This window comes from Amycolatopsis rifamycinica (assembly GCF_000695625.1).
Classification (GTDB): domain Bacteria; phylum Actinomycetota; class Actinomycetes; order Mycobacteriales; family Pseudonocardiaceae; genus Amycolatopsis; species Amycolatopsis rifamycinica.
In genome coordinates, this window is the sequence record NZ_JMQI01000063.1 from 1 (window position 1) to 15,365 (window position 15,365).

Genomic DNA, 15,365 nt, shown 5'->3' on the forward strand with positions numbered 1-15,365 from the left:
CTCCTCTTCGGGAGCCGCCCAGCCGGTGCCCCGGTGCCATTCCTCGACGAACCAGTCCTCGCGTCGCCAGTCGCCGTCGTGCTCCGCCACGTCGTTACCGCCGGGACGCCCGCCGCGCGGCGAGGCCGGCCAGCCCGGCCGCCAGCAGCACGAGGAGGCCGAGGCCGAGCAGGCCCGGCACGGAGTACCTCGTCTCGACGACCCCGTGCGCCCGCGCGACCGGCTGGTCACCGGCCGGGATGGCCCGCGGGACCTCGTTCGGCTTGTTCGTCACGGTCAGGGCGAGCGTCTCGCCCGGCTTCACCGTGCCGCACGCCGACGGCGGGTTCTTCGGGTCGAAGGCGTTCGTGTAGCCCGGGGGCGGGCTCGCCTCGACGACGCAGATCTCCTGCGGGGCGCGGAGGTTCTCGACCGTCACGCCGCCGTCCTTGCCGTCGGTGGTGACGATCACCGGCTTGCCGTCGGCCCCCAGGAGCGGCTTGCCGTCCTGCCCGAGCGCGGCCGACGTCCGGTCCTTGCCGGTGATGCGCAGGACCGCGCCGCCGACGCCCTTGCCGGTGTTCGCGTCCGTCTTGGTCACCTGGACCTTGCCGGGCTTGGCGACGTTGACGACGCCCTGCGCGGTCAGCTCCTTTTCGCCGCCGGTGGAGACCACGCGCTGCACCTTGGTTTCGACGGGCACGCGCACGTACGGCCGGTCGGCCGGGGCGGACAGCGCCGCCACCAGCTTCGGCTGGTCCCCGGCCGGCGTCAGCTTCACCCGCACGGTGCCGTCGGCACCCGTCTTGAGCGTGACGTCCTTCGCGGCGCCCTGCGGGCTCGAGTTGCCGGCGGCGGCCTTCGCGGCCTCCGCCTTGCCGTCGTCGAGGGTGGCGTCGGTCGCGGTCAGCTTCACCGGGACGTCCGCGACGCCCTTGTCCTTGGCGTTCTTCACGGTGACCGTCCACTCGGCGGCCTCGCCGGGGTGCTGGTCGCCCTTCGGCGTGGTCACCGACGCGGTCCACGGGCCGCGGTCGGTCTCGGCCTCGGTGCGCAGCCGCTCGACGGCCGCCTTGGCGTCCGCGGGCAGCAGGTCGAGGTGGTACTGCGCGTCGTAGCCGATCTCGTCGTAGTGGAGAGCCGGGTCCAGGTCGGCCGGCGTGCGCGGGGCGGCGGTCCACGAGTGCAGCAGGTGGGCGAGCGCCGCGGCTTCGGCCGGCTTCTTCGTGTCGCCGTAGCGCAGCAGCAGGTAGGAGATGTTCGCCGCCTGATCCGCGGGCAGTTTCGTGCCCCACTTCGTGAGCAGCTCGTCGCCCGGCTTGTACGGCTCGTCGGTGTCGGGGGCCTTGAGCTGGAAGCTCACGCAGAAGACCTGCTCGCCGCCGACGACGTACGAACCGAGCCAGTTGCGGCTCGGCCGCGGGGTCATGTCCTGGCCCGGCTTGACCTCGTAGCCGATGCCTTCCTGGCTGGCGGCCGAGGCCGGCGCGGCGCCGACCGTCACCGACAGCGTGCCGAGCAGGGCCGCGGCGACGAGGCCGGTGAGCGCGCGAGCACCCGCGCGCGGGCGTGTTGACCACCCCATGGTGTCAATGCTCCTTCGTTCGACGCGCGGCAGCGCCCGGCGTCTCTGCAGGTCACACGACTGATCAAGTCCCCGACACGCGTTCGGTGAAGAGCCGAGCACGCGAAGTGAGCGTTGCGCCAACGAGTGAAACTGTGTACCGCTCTTCGGGTGGCTGTCGCCGAACGGTCGTGACGTTCGTCGCTTACCGTGTCTTCCGAGGCAGCGGAGCCGCCGTCGAGTAAAGTCGTCTTTACTCGACGGGAACCCCGCGCCCGCGGCGGTCGTTGGACCCGATGCAGCGATGATCCACGAAGCAGCAGATCCAGGAGGATCAGGTGCGTTCCAGTAGCAACCCGGCGTTCCGCAACCTGCCCGGTGGCGGAACCCAGACTTACGGGCAGTACGGGCCCCCGGTGGGCTTCAACCAACCCCAGGGCGGCGTGCCCGGGTACGGCCCCGGCCAGGCCGCCTCCGGTGAGGGCGAGCGGCCGATGACCGTCGACGACGTCGTCGTCAAGACGGGCATGTCCCTCGGCGTCGCGCTGCTCGTCGGGGTGATCACGGCGATCTGGGGGCGGACCCAGATCGACCCGTCCGGCGGGATCTCCGGCGCGCTCCTCGGCGCGATGCTCGGCGGCCTGGTCGTCGGGCTCGTCATCTCGCTGGTGATCATCTTCCGCCAGAAGCCCAGCGGCCCGCTGACGCTGACCTACTCGGCGGCCGAAGGCCTGTTCCTCGGCGCGCTGAGTGCCCTGTTCGAAGCCTTCTTCCCGGGTATCGCGCTGCAGGCGATCATCGGCACCGCGGGTGTGTTCATCGGCATGCTGGTGGTCTACAAGACCGGCGCGGTCAAGGTCACGCCGAAGCTGACCAAGTGGATCGTCGGCGCCACCGTCGGTGTCGCGGTCCTGATGCTGTTCAACCTGATCAGCACGCTCGCCTTCGGCTTCAACCCGCTGCGCGGCGGCGGCACGATCGCTATCATCTTCAGCCTCGTCTGCATCGGCATCGCGGCCTTCAGCTTCCTGCTCGACTTCGACCAGGCGGACCGGATGATCCGCGAGGGCATGCCGTCGAAGTGGGCCTGGTACACCGCGTTCGGCCTGATGACGACGCTGGTCTGGCTGTACCTGGAGATCCTCCGGTTGCTCTCGTACTTCCGCGAGTAACCTGCCCCACAGTTCCGCAGTGAAGGCGCTCCGTAACCATCGGGGCGCCTTTTCTGTGGGTAATTCGTGCATATGAGGACCCCGCTGCGGACGGCGCTCACCCTGCGTGTTTGATGTGCCGGTCGGTTCTCATTTCACATGTGTGAGGTTCACAGTGAGCGTTCCCCCTCCGGCCCCCGGGGGCCAGCAGCCGGTGGGTCAGCCCGATCCCTACGGACCGCCGCCCGGCGGCCAGCCGCAGCAGCCGTACGGCCAGCCCGGCCAGTTCGGCACGCCGCCGCAGGGCCAGCCCGGCCAGTACGGCCCGCCGCCCGGCCAGTTCCCGCCCGGCCAGCAGGGGTTCCCGCCCGCGCCGCCGGCTCCGCCGAAGCGCTCGAAGGCCCGCTTGATCCTGGGTGGCGTCGGCGCGCTCGTGGTGATCGCGATCGTCGTCGTGGGGATCATTTCCTTCATGAAGTCGCCCGCCACCTCGAACGCCGGTGACTGCCTCTCGATCACGGAGTTCACCCAGGGCGGCGACGACCCGGTGAAGGCCGACTGCAACGACCCGAAGGCGAACGTCAAGATCGCCAAGAAGCTGGAGACCGCTTCCGAGGCCTGCCCCGGCGGCTCGGACGCGGGCTACGACACCTACTCGGTCACCGGCCGCAGCTCGTACAAGCTGTGCCTGATGATCAACGCGAAGCAGGGCGACTGCCTGACGAACTTCACGTCCCAGACCAAGGGCTACCTGAAGGTTCCCTGCACCGACCCGAGCAAGGACGGCGAGCTGGTCAAGGTCGTGACCGGCCAGGCCGACAAGAGCGTCTGCGAGGGCACCGACGCCACCCGCGTCGCGGTCTACCCGGAGCCGGCGACGACGATGTGCGTCAAGACGAACGAATAGCTCCCGGCTTGACGAAGGCCCCCTCGCCGCGCCGGCGAGGGGGCCTTTCGCGTACCCAGGGTGCTCCGGTCAGGAAAGGCGTTCGATGATCAGCGCCATGCCCTGGCCACCGCCGACGCACATCGTCTCGAGGCCGAACTGTTTGTCGTGGTGCTGCAGGGAGTTGATCAGCGTCGAGGTGATCCGGGCGCCCGTCATGCCGAACGGGTGGCCGACCGCGATCGCGCCGCCGTTGACGTTCAGACGGTCCAGGTCGATGCCCAGGTCGCGGTACGACGGGATGACCTGCGCCGCGAACGCCTCGTTGATCTCCACCAGGTCGATGTCGCCGATGGACAGCCCCGCGCGCGAGAGCGCCTGCTTGGACGCCTCGACCGGGCCGTAGCCCATGATCTCCGGCGAAAGGCCGGTGACGCCGGTCGACACGATCCGCGCCAGCGGCGTCAGGCCCAGCTCACGCGCCTTCGTGTCGGACATGATCACCAGCGCCGCCGCGCCGTCGTTGAGCGCGCAGCAGTTGCCCGCCGTGACGCGGCCGTCCGGGCGGAACACCGGCTTCAGGCCGGAGACGCCTTCGAGGGTGACGCCGGCGCGCGGGCCGTCGTCCTTCGAGACGACCGTGCCGTCCGGCAGCGTCACCGGGGTGATGTCCTTGGCCCAGAAGCCGTCCGCGATGGCCTTTTCGGCCAGGTTCTGCGAGCGGACGCCGAACTCGTCCATCTCCTCGCGGGTGACGCCCTTGAGCCGGGCCAGGTTCTCCGCGGTCTGGCCCATCGCGATGTAGACGTCCGGGACGTTGCCCTCGGTGCGCGGGTCGGTCCAGGTGTCGGTGCCGGACTCGGCGGTCGCCTGGGTGCGGGCCTCGGCGTCGGCGAACAGCGGGTTGTGCGTGTCGGGCCAGGAGTCGGAGCTGCCCTTCGCGAACCGCGAGACGGTCTCGACGCCGGCCGAGATGAAGACGTCGCCCTCGCCGGCCTTGATCGCGTGGAACGCCATCCGGGTGGTCTGCAGGCTGGACGAGCAGTACCGGGTGATCGTGCAGCCGGGCAGGTGGTCGTAACCCAGTTCGACGGCGACCGCGCGGCCCATGTTGAACCCGGACTCGCCGCCCGGCAGGCCGCAGCCCAGCATCAGGTCGTCGATGTCGGCGGGGTCGAGCTGCGGCACCTTGGCCAGCGCCGCCCGGACCATCTGCACGGTCAGGTCGTCGGGCCGCATGCTGACCAGCGAACCCTTGTTGGCGCGCCCGATCGGGGAGCGCGCGGTGGAGACGATGACGGCTTCAGGCATGACGGGACACATCCTCGTATCGCGAGCTAAGCAGTTGCTCACCATACTGCCGGGCAGGGCGTCCGGGAGAAAGCCGGAGCGGCTGTGAGCTTCTCCGCCGGCGGACCACGACGATCGTGCCCGGGGTGCCGCGTCGCCCCGGCCCGGCCGGCCTCGCGCTCGTCGACGGCACCGACGGCACCCGCTGAGTGGACAGCGCCATGGGGCGGCCGTTTAGGCTGGCGGTCGTGGAGTACGCAGAGCACATCGCAGACCTCGTGGGCAACACCCCGCTGGTCAAGCTGAACTCGTTGACCAAGGGGCTCAAGCCGCTCGTGCTGGCCAAGGTCGAGTACCTGAACCCGGGTGGCTCGGTCAAGGACCGGATCGCGCTGCGCATGATCGAGGCCGCCGAAGCGTCCGGCGAACTGCGCCCGGGCGGCACGATCGTGGAGCCGACGTCCGGCAACACCGGCGTCGGGCTGGCCATGGTCGCCCAGCGCAAGGGCTACCAGTGCGTGTTCGTCTGCCCGGACAAGGTCAGCGAAGACAAGCGCAACGTGCTCAAGGCGTACGGCGCCCGCGTCGTGGTGTGCCCGACGGCGGTGCCGCCCGAGCACCCGGACTCCTACTACAACGTCTCCGACCGCCTGGTCCGCGAGATCGAAGGCGCCTGGAAGCCCAACCAGTACGCCAACCCGCAGAACCCGGAAAGCCACTACCTCTCGACCGGCCCGGAGCTGTGGAAGCAGACCGACGGGAAGATCACGCACTTCGTCGCGGGCGTGGGCACCGGCGGCACCATCTCCGGCACCGGCCGGTACCTCAAGGAGGTCAGCGACGGCGCCGTGCAGGTGATCGGCGCGGACCCGGAGGGCTCGGTCTACTCCGGCGGCAGCGGCCGCCCGTACCTGGTCGAAGGCGTCGGCGAGGACTTCTGGCCGGACACCTACGACCGGAACATCGCCGACGAGATCATCCCGGTCTCCGACGCCGACTCCTTCCAGGTCACCCGGCGCCTGGCGCTGGAGGAGGGCCTGCTGGTCGGCGGCTCCTGCGGGATGGCCGTCGCGGCCGCGCTGAAGCTCGCCGAGCGGCTCACCGAGGACGACGTCGTGGTCGTGCTGCTGCCCGACGGCGGCCGCGGCTACATGACGAAGGTCTTCAACGACACCTGGATGTCGTCCTACGGCTTCCTGCAGCCCGACTCCTCCGGCGCGACGGTCGCCGACGTGCTGACGAAGAAGAGCGGGCACCTGCCGGCCCTGGTGCACTCGCACCCGAAGGAGACCGTCGCCGAGGCCATCGGGATCCTCTCCGAGTTCGGCGTGAGCCAGATGCCCGTGGTCAGCGCGGAGCCGCCGGTGATGGCCGCCGAGGTCGTCGGCGCCGTCAACGAGCGTGACCTGCTCGACGCGCTGTTCACCGGCAAGGCGCAGCTGGCCGACCGGCTCGAGCAGCACATGTCCCCGCCCCTGCCGACGATCGGCGGCAGCGAACAGGTGGGGGCGGCGATGACCGCGCTCGAAGGGGCGGACGGCGCGCTCGTGCTGGTCGACGGCAAGCCGGCCGGCGTCGTCACCCGCCACGACCTCCTGGGCTTCCTCGCCGGTCGGTAAGAGCGTTTCGGGGGGGGTCGAAGCCCCGGATGCCGGAGGCATCTCATCGGCGGACCCGGCAGGGCGTTACGAGCGCCCTGCCGGGCGATCCGATAGCGTGGGCGCGAGTAGAACACTTTCGCGTCCTCGTCAAGGGGGTTCAAGACCCACATGAGTGCACCGCAGCCACCGAACCAGCCGTGGGGTGGCGGCCAGCCACCTCAGGGCCCGCCGAGTGGCCCCCAGCCGCAGCAGGACCCGTTCGGCAGCCCGGAACCGACCCAGGTCGTCCAGCCCGCCCAGCACCAGGGCGGTTCCCCGTTCGGGGAGACGCCGGAGCCGACCCAGGTGGTCCAGCCGGGCCGGCCGGGTGACGGCGGCGCGACCCAGGCGATGCCGCCGGTCGACGCGAACGCGACCCAGATGGTGAACCCGGCCGGTGGCGGCGACGCCCCGGTCGCGGACTCGACGCAGCTGGTGCCCCCGGGCTCCCAGCCGCCGGCCATCCCGTACACCCCGCCGCCGAGCGCGGCCGACAACCCGGCCGCGGCCTTCGGCCAGCAGCCCGGTGGGTACGGCCAGCAGCCGGGCGGGTACGGCCAGCAGCCGGGGGGCTTCGGGCAGCAGCCGGGTGGCTTCGGTCAGCCGGGCCAGCCGCAGGGCTTCGGTGCTCCCGGGTTCGGGCAGCAGCCCGGCTTCGGTGGCCAGCCGCCGCAGCTCGGCGGGCCGTCGGCGGGCGGCAACGGCCTGTTCGGCTACATCGCCGGCGGCCTGGTCGCCCTGTTCGCGCTGATCGCGCTGATCATTTCGTTCAGCTACATGGGCGACGCGAGCGACTATTCGTCGATCTTCGACAGGGCGCCCGACCAGGCGGCCATCGAGCGCGTGCTCGACTCGGCCGGGCTCATCGGCCCGGGCCTGCTCTGGTTCTACGTGATCATGATCCTGCTGGGCTCGCTGATCTCGCTGGCCGGCGGCGTCGGGCTGGCGCTGGTGGGCAAGCTGGGCGGGCTCCGGAAGTTCGTCCCGATCGCCATCGTCGCGGGCGGCGCGATCCTCGCGATCTTCGCTCTGCTGATCAAGATCGGGATGACGCCGAACGCCGAGACCCTCGCGCAGGCGTCCGCGTCCGCGCGGGACACCTTCGGCCTCGGGCTGCCGCCGCTGATCTTCGGCATCCTCATCCTCGTGATCGGCGTGCTCGGCCTCGTCCCGGCGACGCGGCAGTACGTCGGCCTCGGCGACGGCGGTGCCGCGCCGGGCGGGCCGCAGGGCTTCGGCGGGCCGCCGCAGGGCTTCGGCGGCCCGCAGCAGCCGGGCGGGTTCGGCCAGCCGGGTCAGCAGGGCGGGTACGGGCAGCCGGGCCAGCCCGGTGGGTACGGCCAGCCGGGTCAGCCGCCGCAGGGTTACGGCCAGCCGGGCGGCTACGGCCAGCCGGGCGGGCCCAACCCGTCCAGCGGCGGGTTCCCGCAGCCCTCGAGCGGGGGCTTCCCGCAGCCGGGGCAGCCGGGCGGGTACGGCCAGCCGGGTCAGCAGCCCGGGGGGTACGGCCAGCCTGGTCAGCCGGGCCAGCCGGGCCAGCCTGGTCAGCCGCCGCAGGGCTGGGGCCAGCCGCCAGGGCACCAGGGCCCGCCGAGCGGCGGGTTCGGCCAGCCGGGCCAGCCCCCGCAGCAGCAGCAATGGTGAGCTAGCGCACCTCGTCGTGCCCCGGAGCCGAATCGGCTCCGGGGCACGCTGCATTTCACGGCCTGCAATTGTCCGAATAGGACAAGAAACGGTTGGCGCGCTGCCGTCCGTGATCGCGGGACAGCATTTCTGCCACTAGCGCACAAAAATGATCTTGGGTTCCGCCGTCCGGCCGAATTCCGTTGTCATTCCGGACTGATTCCCTCGTTTCCGACTAGGGTGAGCGCCGTTGTCCCGCGTTCGGCTGATGGGGGAGTTGTGACCGGTCCGCACGGATATCCGGCGTCGCATTCGCATTCGTATTCATCGAATAGGCCATCCGGAGCAACGGCGGTCCTCGCCGGTGTGCTCGGCTTTCCGGCCGCCGTGGCCGCGGGATATGTGCCGGTCAAGATCTTCCTCGACATGCCGGCCGAATTCAGCCTGGGAGCGCTGCCGGTCTGGGTGCTGGTGGACCTGGCCGCGTACCTCGTGGCGGGCCTGGTGCTGCTCCTGGGGTCACTGGCCACGTTGTTCCGGGCGACGGCGGGCGCGGTCCTCCTCGGCCTCGGTTCCCTGCTGGCCATCGGTGCCCTGCTCACCGAGCCGATGTCGGTGGAGGTGCCCCTCGCCCGGTTCGCCGACGCGATGTTCACCCACGGCGGGTTCGCCATGGCCGACCGCGTCGGCTTGGCGGCGCTGTCGGTGCTCGTGCTGGTGCTGGCGTTCCTGCCGCCGACGTTCCGCTACCTGCGCTACCGCACGTCCATGGCCCCGGTGCTGTCCGGCCAGGGCGCCTACTCGTCCCGGAGCTGGTGAATGGCCGTCACGGCCCCGCCGAAGCCCCGGGCCGGGACCGCGGTCGCCGCCGGGGTGCTCGCCGTCCTCGGCGGGCTGTGGTTTCTGACGGGCATCTTCTGGTGGACCGTGGTCTTCGGGTTCGGCCCGCTGGACCTGCTGGTCCCCGGCCAGATCGCCGACGCGGTCATCGGCTTGCTGCTGCTGCTCGGCGGGAGCACGCTGCTCGCGCGCGTGGAGGCGGGCCGGGTGCTGTGCCTGGCCGCCGGGGGGCTCGCACTGGTCGCCTTGATCGTCGCCTCGGTGCTCCGCTTCCAGCGCATCCTCTTCGTCGTGGGCGGCCCCACGGGGATCGGTGAGCCCGTGCTGCGCGGGCTCGTCACCGCGGCGCCGTTCGTGGCCCTGCTGGTGCTCGCGGCCCGGCCGGCCACCCGGCGCTGGATGCGACGCTGAGATCTGTCCCACCTGACGGGAATGCCGGCGGCGGCCCGTACGCTGAACCAATGGTGGACGACTACTCCGTACTGGGCTTCGAGACGCGCGCGATCCACGCCGGTCAGCAGCCCGACCCCCGCACCGGCGCGGTGATCGTGCCGATCTACCAGACCTCGACCTACGCGCAGGACGGCGTGGGCGGGACCCGCGAGGGCGACTACGAGTACTCGCGCACCGCGAACCCGACCCGTTCGGCGCTCGAGGAGGCGCTGGCCTCGCTGGAAGGCGGCCGGCACGCGCTGGCCTTCGCGTCCGGCATGGCCGCCTCCGACGTGGTGCTGCGCAGTACCCTCCGCCCCGGTGACCACCTCGTGCTCGGCAACGACGCCTACGGCGGCACGTTCCGGCTGATCGACAAGGTGCTCAGCCTGTGGGGCGTCGAGCACACCGTCGCCGACCTCGCGAACCTCGACGAGGTGCGGGCCGCGATCCGGCCCGAGACCAAGCTCGTCTGGTGCGAGTCGCCGACCAACCCGATGCTCGGCATCGCCGACATCGCCGCGCTGGCCGGGGTCGCGCACGACGCCGGCGCCCGCCTGGTGGTCGACAACACCTTCGCGACGCCGTACCTGCAGAACCCGCTCGCGCTGGGCGCGGACATCGTCCTGCACTCGACGACGAAGTACCTCGGCGGCCACTCCGACGTCGTCGGCGGCGCGATCATCACGAACGAGGACGAGCTGCGCGAGCAGTTCTTCTACCTGCGCAACGCCGCCGGCGCGGTGCCGGGGCCGTTCGACGCCTGGCTGACCCTGCGCGGCATCAAGACCCTCGCCCTGCGCATGGAGCGGCACAGCGACAACGCCGAGAAGATCGTCCAGGCGCTGGTCAAGCACCCGAAGGTGGCGAAGGTCTACTACCCGGGCCTGCCGGAGCACCCGGGCCACGAGACGGCGGCGAAGCAGATGCGCCGCTTCGGCGGCATGGTGTCGTTCAGCCACGTCGACGGCGAGCAGGCCGCGCTGGAGGTGGCTTCGCGCACGAAGCTGTTCATCCTCGCCGAGTCCCTCGGCGGCATCGAGTCACTGATCGAGCACCCGGGCAAGATGACCCACGCGAGCACGGCGGGCTCGACCCTCCAGGTCCCGGCCGACCTGCTCCGCCTCTCGGTCGGCATCGAGGACGGCCGCGACCTGGTCGCGGACCTGCTGACCGCCCTGGGCTGAGTTCAAGCGCCCCAAGGCGGTCTTCGTTGCGTGCCATGCAGCCAAGACCGCCTTGCTGCCGGACTGCCGCGCAGCCGTGATGATGTCCGCGGACTTCTTCGCACCGTCGGCCAGATCAGCACGAAGCCGAGCAGGACTTCGCCCACAGCCGCGATATCCCGCGAGCCTTGGAGGAACGTCTGCACCGCCCGCGGGTGCTCGGTCTCTGAGGTGTTGCCCAGGATCATGCCGACGTCGGAGACCGTGCGGCCCTCCCGGGCGAACGCGGCGAAGCCGAGAGCGGCGGCTCGTTCCCGGGTGGTGACCGACTGTGAATGTTCGCCAACCGGTGACCACACCCTGACGTCCGGACGCGGCTGATTCGGTCGAGCTGCCCGGCTGGAGCCGATCACCCACGGTCCGCCGAAACGCGTCCGGGCCGTCTGTTCTCCGCCTGGCAGGTAGTCTGTGCCCGTACACCGGTTCACGTTCCCCCCAAAGGGGACTCGCCAGATGCACCGAGGCAAAGGTGCAGGTTGCGCACACCAGCCCGCAGCCACCGAGCAGCCCCCGGTTGCCGCTCATCTCTGGCTCGCTTCCCGGCCGTGAACCGTTACAACAGCATGCAACTCGAACCAACGACACCGGCACCGGGGCTGGTGTACGTCGTTGTGGAGTTGACTTGCTATTGCTCGTTGTCCCGGTGTGCTCCCTAGTCGCCTTTGTTGCCGTGCTTGGCCTCGGGGCGTTCATCGTGCACAAGACTGGAGACACGAAGGGGCTTCGCGACCTTGCGGTCCTGATTCGCGCCGTGCGCCCGTCGTGGCCGTTCAGGTGGCCCCGTCGGCACTGACGTCCTTCGCCGGTCGTCCATCGGCCGCCCGCACGCCCAGCTCGACGGCCAGAAATCCCTTGCCCGGCGTCTCGAGGAGCGCCAGCGCGCACTGGTCCAGGGTCATCCCACGTCGAGGCCGCCGCCGTAGAGCCGGTCCACCCGGAGTTGGATGACCACGCGGCGGTCCTCGACCATGTTCCGCAGGAACGCGGCCTCGTCGCCGGGGTCACCGAACGGCGCCTGCATCGCGAGCAGCTCCCGGCCGGTCTCGTCCCCGGGCACCGCGCTGACCGGCGACACCTCGGCCACGCCCTCCGCGACGGCGAAGGCCAGGTGGTCGTCGCTGCTGACGTAGAGCGACGCGTGCGGGTCGCGGGCGAGCTGGCGGACCTTGGCGCGCCCCGCCGTGGAGCCGATCCGCACCACGCGCTGCGCCGGATCCCAGGCGTAGGCGACCGTCGACAGGTGCGGGAAGCCGCCGCGGTTGACCGTGGCCAGCGCGCCCAGGCTGTGGGCGCCCAGCAGCCGGCTCGACGCTTCTTCGGTGGGCTTGGCGGGGCCGGGGCCGCGGCCCGGCTCGTGGACAGTGGTCACCCGGTGATCATCGGAGACGGCCGCGGCGGGCGGAAGAAGGCACTTTTGTGTTCCCCGGGCACATCGGGGTAACCCGCCAGGTCAGGGGTTGTAGTTGCCGTGCACGGCGTCGCCGGTGGAGGGCGTGCCGGTGGCCGGCAGCTTCGCGCCGTCGACGCAGCCGCCGACCAGCTCCACGTGGCTGTCGTGGCGGATGTACTGGGCCGGGGTGCCGCAGGAGGCCTTGTCCACCGTGAGGTACGCGGCGCCGGTGAGCGCGGCGGCCGAGGCCAGCCCGACCACGAGCGGGAGCAGGCCGGCGGAGCGGGTGGCGCGCGCCCGTCGGGCCGTGTTCGCGTCGTTCCCGGGTGCCATGGTCGCTCCTTGTTTACCGCATGTTGACGCGACCCAGGGTACCCGGCTCACGGTCCGGTCAACCTGTGGAGTTCCTGAGTGGCATAGTCCGGCGCATGGAACTCGTCACCCTCGAGCGGATCCAGGCCGCCCGGGAACTCCTCAAAGGAGTGACCCGGGTGACGCCGATGGAGCACGCGCGCGACCTGCGCCGGCTCCACGGCGGTCCGGTGCACCTGAAGTGCGAAAACCTGCAGCGCACCGGGTCGTTCAAGATCCGCGGCGCCTACACCCGCATCCACGGCCTGACCGGGGCCGAGCGCGAGCGGGGCGTCGTCGCGGCCAGTGCCGGCAACCACGCGCAGGGCGTCGCGCTGGCGTCGTCGTTGCTGGGCGCCAAGTCCACCGTCTTCATGCCGCTGCGGGCGCCGCTGCCGAAGCTGGCCGCCACCCGCGGCTACGGCGCCGACGTCCACCTGCACGGCGCTCTCCTCGAGGAGACGCTCAGGGCCGCGATCGAGTTCGGCGAGCGCACCGGGGCGGTGTTCATCCACCCCTTCGACCACCCGGACGTCATCGCCGGCCAGGGCACGGTCGGCCTCGAGATCCTCGAGCAGGTCCCGGGCGTGAAGACGATCCTGGTCGCCACCGGCGGCGGCGGGCTGGTCGGCGGGGTCGCGTCGGCGGTGAAGGCGCTGCGCCCGGACGTCCGCGTCGTCGGCGTCCAGGCCGAGGAAGCCGCGGCCTACCCGCCGTCGCTGGCCGCCGGCGCGCCGGTGCGGCTGAGCACGACCTCGACCATGGCCGACGGGATCGCGGTCGGGGAACCCGGCCTGGTCAGCTTCGCCCACGTCGAATCGCTGGTCGACGACGTCGTGACGGTGTCCGAGCAGTTCCTGTCCCGCGCTGTGCTGCTGTGCCTGGAACGCCGGAAGCTGGTGGTCGAGCCGGCCGGCGCGGCGACGGTCGCGGCGCTCCTGCAGCACCCCGGCGTGTTCGAGCCGCCGGTCGTGGCCATCCTCTCCGGCGGCAACGTCGACCCGGTGCTCCTGCTGCAGATCATCCAGCACGGCATGACGGCGGGCGGCCGCTACCTGCACCTGCGGCTGCGGGTCCCGGACCGCCCCGGCTCGCTCGTCGGCGTGCTGTCGTGCGTCAGCGAACTGGGCGCGAACGTGCTCGACGTCGAGCATTCGCGCATCTCCGGCAGCCTCGACCTCGGCGAGGCCGACGTCGCGCTCTCGCTGGAGACGCGCGGCCCGGAGCACTGCAAGGAAGTCGAGGTCGCGCTGACGAACGCGGGCTACACGGTGGTCTGAAACCCCCTTCTTCCGGGGGTTCGGGTGGCGGAACCCCGATGTCACAGGCTTTAGCCGGTGATGGCCGCCAGGGCCAGGTCCTTGACGGGCTCGGGGACCTCCGACGGCGCGGTGAAGCGGCGGGCCCGGATGTGGGCGACCAGGTCCGGGTCCGGCGGCACCCCGTGCTCCCGCAGGTAGTACGCGACCGCGCCGGGCCAGGCCCAGGCCCCGTCGGTGCGGAAGTTCATCGGCACCGCGTCCTCGCGCTCCGGCGCGAACGCGTCCGGGCCGTTGCTGCGCGAGGCCAGGATGACCGGCGCCGCGTCGAGGTACGCGAGCACCCGCTCGGCTTCCGCGGGGAGGAGCGGTGCGCGCCGGACCAGCGGCTTGCCCGCTGCGTCGACGCCGTCGTAGATCCGCGGGGTGCGCACCTCGCCGCCCGCGGCCGGCGGGGTCAGCCCGGCTCGCTCGCGCAGCCAGGCCGGGATGCGCTCGTCGGCGCGCGGGAAGAACCGCAGCTCGTCCTGGAACCCGATCGGCGGCGGCTGCTGGCGGAACGGCGGTTCGAGGTCGGGCCGCACGAAGTCGGCGTCCGGCGGCAGGCCGGGCTCGAAGACCAGGATCGCGCCCAGCCAGGTGCCGGCGCCGGGCTGGTACATGCCCGACCGCAGCACCCCGAGCAGCCGCACGGCCTCCGGGTGCGGTTGCCCGGGCCGGGGCACGCCGTCCGGACCGGTCACCAGCAGATCGGTTTCGACGTGCCGCCCGGCGGCGCGGTACTCCAGCCGCAGCTGCCGCCACCCCGGCGGCACCTGCGCGGCCAGCACCGCCCCGATCCGGTGGACGACCTCCTGCTGCTGGTCCGGGCGCAGCGGACCCGGTGACTGCGTCATGGTCAGGCCCCTTCGGCGCCCTGGCGCAGCCAGTCGGGCGTGCGCCGCTCGGAGCGCGGGTAGCGGCGCAGCTCTTCGGCGTACGCCCCGGCGGGCGGCTGCTCCTGGAAGCCCGGGTCTTCGGTCGCGTTGAACCGCGCCTTGACCGAGTCGGGGAAGCGCATTTCGTACGTGAGGCTCACCCACGTGCCCCGGCCGTCGGAGAGCGAGGCCGCCCGGTGCCGGCGCAGCAGGTCGAGCACCGGTTCCGGCGGCGTCCACGGGTAGGTCGTCCCGGTGATGGTGTAGACGATCGCGCCGGACTCTTCGTGGCCGCCGACCGCGCGGTACTGCAGCTGGAGGTAGTCCCAGCCCGCGGGGAGGGTGAACTTCAGGTAGTCGGCGACGTTCTTCAGCAGCGCGTTGGGCTCGTCGGGCGGCTGCTCCCCGCCGGTCTCGCCCTTGACGCCTTCCCGGTACCAGGAGGGCGTCCATTCCTCGGTGCGGGGGTAGGCCTCGAAGTCCTGGTGCCAGACGGCGGCCTCGAGCGGCGGGTCCCACAGCGGGTCGAGGTCGAAGTTGTAGGTGACGCGGTACTCGCCGTCCGGCTCGATGACCAGCCGCAGCGACAGCCAGGTGCCGCGGTCGCGCACGTACTTCTTGTTCCGCAGCTCGAACAGCAGGGGGCTGACGTCGGGCGGCGGCTCCATGCGCGCCGCCGCGCCGTCCGGCATCACGACGGCCAGTGCGATCTCCTCGACGGCCGCAGTCAGCCGGACGGTCATGTCGATCCGCCGCCAGCCGCCGGGAGCGGCGTCCATCAGCCAGCCGCCGATCCAGCGGACCACCTGGTCCTCGT

The 15,365-nt window shown here is 71.6% G+C and carries 15 protein-coding genes; 8 read left to right on the forward strand and 7 right to left on the reverse strand.

All coding sequences use genetic code 11. The features are described 5' to 3' along the window. Nucleotides 1-94 precede the first annotated feature (94 nt). Nucleotides 95-1,564, reverse strand: a complete 1,470-nt coding sequence (locus DV20_RS29600; protein ID WP_043786137.1) for an MSCRAMM family protein — start codon at nt 1,562-1,564, stop codon at nt 95-97. A 317-nt stretch (nt 1,565-1,881) separates the two neighbouring features. On the opposite strand from DV20_RS29600, the gene DV20_RS29605 reads away from it, so the two are divergent. Further along, nucleotides 1,882-2,715 (forward strand): Bax inhibitor-1/YccA family protein, encoded by an 834-nt coding sequence (locus tag DV20_RS29605; protein ID WP_043786138.1) that lies wholly within the window; start codon nt 1,882-1,884, stop codon nt 2,713-2,715. Between the two features lie 193 nt (nt 2,716-2,908). Next, nucleotides 2,909-3,601 (forward strand): LppU/SCO3897 family protein, encoded by a 693-nt coding sequence (locus tag DV20_RS29610; RefSeq protein ID WP_043786140.1) that lies wholly within the window; start codon nt 2,909-2,911, stop codon nt 3,599-3,601. A gap of 69 nt (nt 3,602-3,670) precedes the next feature. Here DV20_RS29610 and DV20_RS29615 read toward each other — a convergent pair whose 3' ends face one another. Then, nucleotides 3,671-4,891 carry an acetyl-CoA C-acetyltransferase gene (locus tag DV20_RS29615; protein ID WP_043786142.1) on the reverse strand — a complete coding sequence of 407 codons (1,221 nt, stop codon included), beginning with the start codon at nt 4,889-4,891 and terminating at the stop codon, nt 3,671-3,673. Nucleotides 4,892-5,118: 227 nt separating this feature from the next. Here DV20_RS29615 and DV20_RS29620 point away from each other — a divergent pair, with 227 nt between their 5' ends. The 5 genes from DV20_RS29620 (at nt 5,119) to DV20_RS29640 (ending at nt 10,592) form a co-directional block, all read left to right on the forward strand. Beyond that, complete coding sequence (locus DV20_RS29620) at nt 5,119-6,489, forward strand: cystathionine beta-synthase (protein WP_043786143.1); 1,371 nt, start codon at nt 5,119-5,121, stop codon at nt 6,487-6,489. A 150-nt stretch (nt 6,490-6,639) separates the two neighbouring features. Beyond that, a complete protein-coding gene (locus tag DV20_RS29625; RefSeq protein WP_043786144.1) occupies nt 6,640-8,154 on the forward strand; it encodes a hypothetical protein in 1,515 nt (504 codons plus the stop codon). A 345-nt stretch (nt 8,155-8,499) separates the two neighbouring features. Beyond that, nucleotides 8,500-8,952: a hypothetical protein gene (locus DV20_RS29630; protein WP_043786145.1), complete on the forward strand. Its 453-nt coding sequence runs from the start codon at nt 8,500-8,502 to the stop codon at nt 8,950-8,952. After that, complete coding sequence (locus DV20_RS43220; RefSeq protein WP_051736185.1) at nt 8,953-9,384, forward strand: hypothetical protein; 432 nt, start codon at nt 8,953-8,955, stop codon at nt 9,382-9,384. Nucleotides 9,385-9,434: 50 nt separating this feature from the next. Continuing rightward, nucleotides 9,435-10,592 (forward strand): cystathionine gamma-synthase, encoded by a 1,158-nt coding sequence (locus DV20_RS29640; RefSeq protein ID WP_043786147.1) that lies wholly within the window; start codon nt 9,435-9,437, stop codon nt 10,590-10,592. Nucleotides 10,593-11,401: 809 nt separating this feature from the next. Here the strand turns inward: DV20_RS29640 and DV20_RS47055 are convergent. From DV20_RS47055 to DV20_RS29650, 3 genes are all read right to left on the reverse strand, one after another. Next, nucleotides 11,402-11,530 (reverse strand): hypothetical protein, encoded by a 129-nt coding sequence (locus DV20_RS47055; RefSeq protein WP_268747451.1) that lies wholly within the window; start codon nt 11,528-11,530, stop codon nt 11,402-11,404. Continuing rightward, nucleotides 11,527-12,000 (reverse strand): TIGR03618 family F420-dependent PPOX class oxidoreductase, encoded by a 474-nt coding sequence (locus tag DV20_RS29645; RefSeq protein ID WP_043786148.1) that lies wholly within the window; start codon nt 11,998-12,000, stop codon nt 11,527-11,529. The genes DV20_RS47055 and DV20_RS29645 overlap by 4 nt, the downstream gene beginning before the upstream one ends. A gap of 81 nt (nt 12,001-12,081) precedes the next feature. Beyond that, entirely contained in the window at nt 12,082-12,354 is a 273-nt protein-coding gene (locus DV20_RS29650; protein ID WP_043786150.1) for a hypothetical protein, read from the reverse strand. Between the two features lie 95 nt (nt 12,355-12,449). On the opposite strand from DV20_RS29650, the gene ilvA reads away from it, so the two are divergent. Continuing rightward, on the forward strand, nt 12,450-13,652 hold the full coding sequence (ilvA, locus tag DV20_RS29655; protein ID WP_043786152.1) for a threonine ammonia-lyase: 1,203 nt from the start codon (nt 12,450-12,452) through the stop codon (nt 13,650-13,652). A gap of 50 nt (nt 13,653-13,702) precedes the next feature. Here the strand turns inward: ilvA and DV20_RS29660 are convergent, their stop codons facing one another. Both DV20_RS29660 and DV20_RS43225 read right to left on the reverse strand, forming a co-directional pair. Further along, the gene (locus DV20_RS29660) at nt 13,703-14,527 is read right to left on the reverse strand and encodes a hypothetical protein (protein WP_043786154.1); all 825 of its coding nucleotides are present in this window, start codon (nt 14,525-14,527) and stop codon (nt 13,703-13,705) included. A 2-nt stretch (nt 14,528-14,529) separates the two neighbouring features. Continuing rightward, entirely contained in the window at nt 14,530-15,354 is an 825-nt protein-coding gene (locus tag DV20_RS43225; protein ID WP_051736186.1) for a hypothetical protein, read from the reverse strand. Between the last annotated feature and the right edge of the window lie 11 nt (nt 15,355-15,365).

Coding starts and splice junctions, on each gene's coding strand:
- DV20_RS29600 (WP_043786137.1), bottom strand. CDS start 1,564: ATGGGGTGGTCAACACGCCCGCGCGCGGGTGCTCGCGCGCTCACCGGC.
- DV20_RS29615 (WP_043786142.1), bottom strand. CDS start 4,891: ATGCCTGAAGCCGTCATCGTCTCCACCGCGCGCTCCCCGATCGGGCGC.
- DV20_RS29625 (WP_043786144.1), top strand. CDS start 6,640: ATGAGTGCACCGCAGCCACCGAACCAGCCGTGGGGTGGCGGCCAGCCA.
- DV20_RS43220 (WP_051736185.1), top strand. CDS start 8,953: ATGGCCGTCACGGCCCCGCCGAAGCCCCGGGCCGGGACCGCGGTCGCC.
- DV20_RS29640 (WP_043786147.1), top strand. CDS start 9,435: ATGGTGGACGACTACTCCGTACTGGGCTTCGAGACGCGCGCGATCCAC.
- DV20_RS47055 (WP_268747451.1), bottom strand. CDS start 11,530: ATGACCCTGGACCAGTGCGCGCTGGCGCTCCTCGAGACGCCGGGCAAG.
- DV20_RS29650 (WP_043786150.1), bottom strand. CDS start 12,354: ATGGCACCCGGGAACGACGCGAACACGGCCCGACGGGCGCGCGCCACC.
- ilvA (WP_043786152.1), top strand. CDS start 12,450: ATGGAACTCGTCACCCTCGAGCGGATCCAGGCCGCCCGGGAACTCCTC.
- DV20_RS29660 (WP_043786154.1), bottom strand. CDS start 14,527: ATGACGCAGTCACCGGGTCCGCTGCGCCCGGACCAGCAGCAGGAGGTC.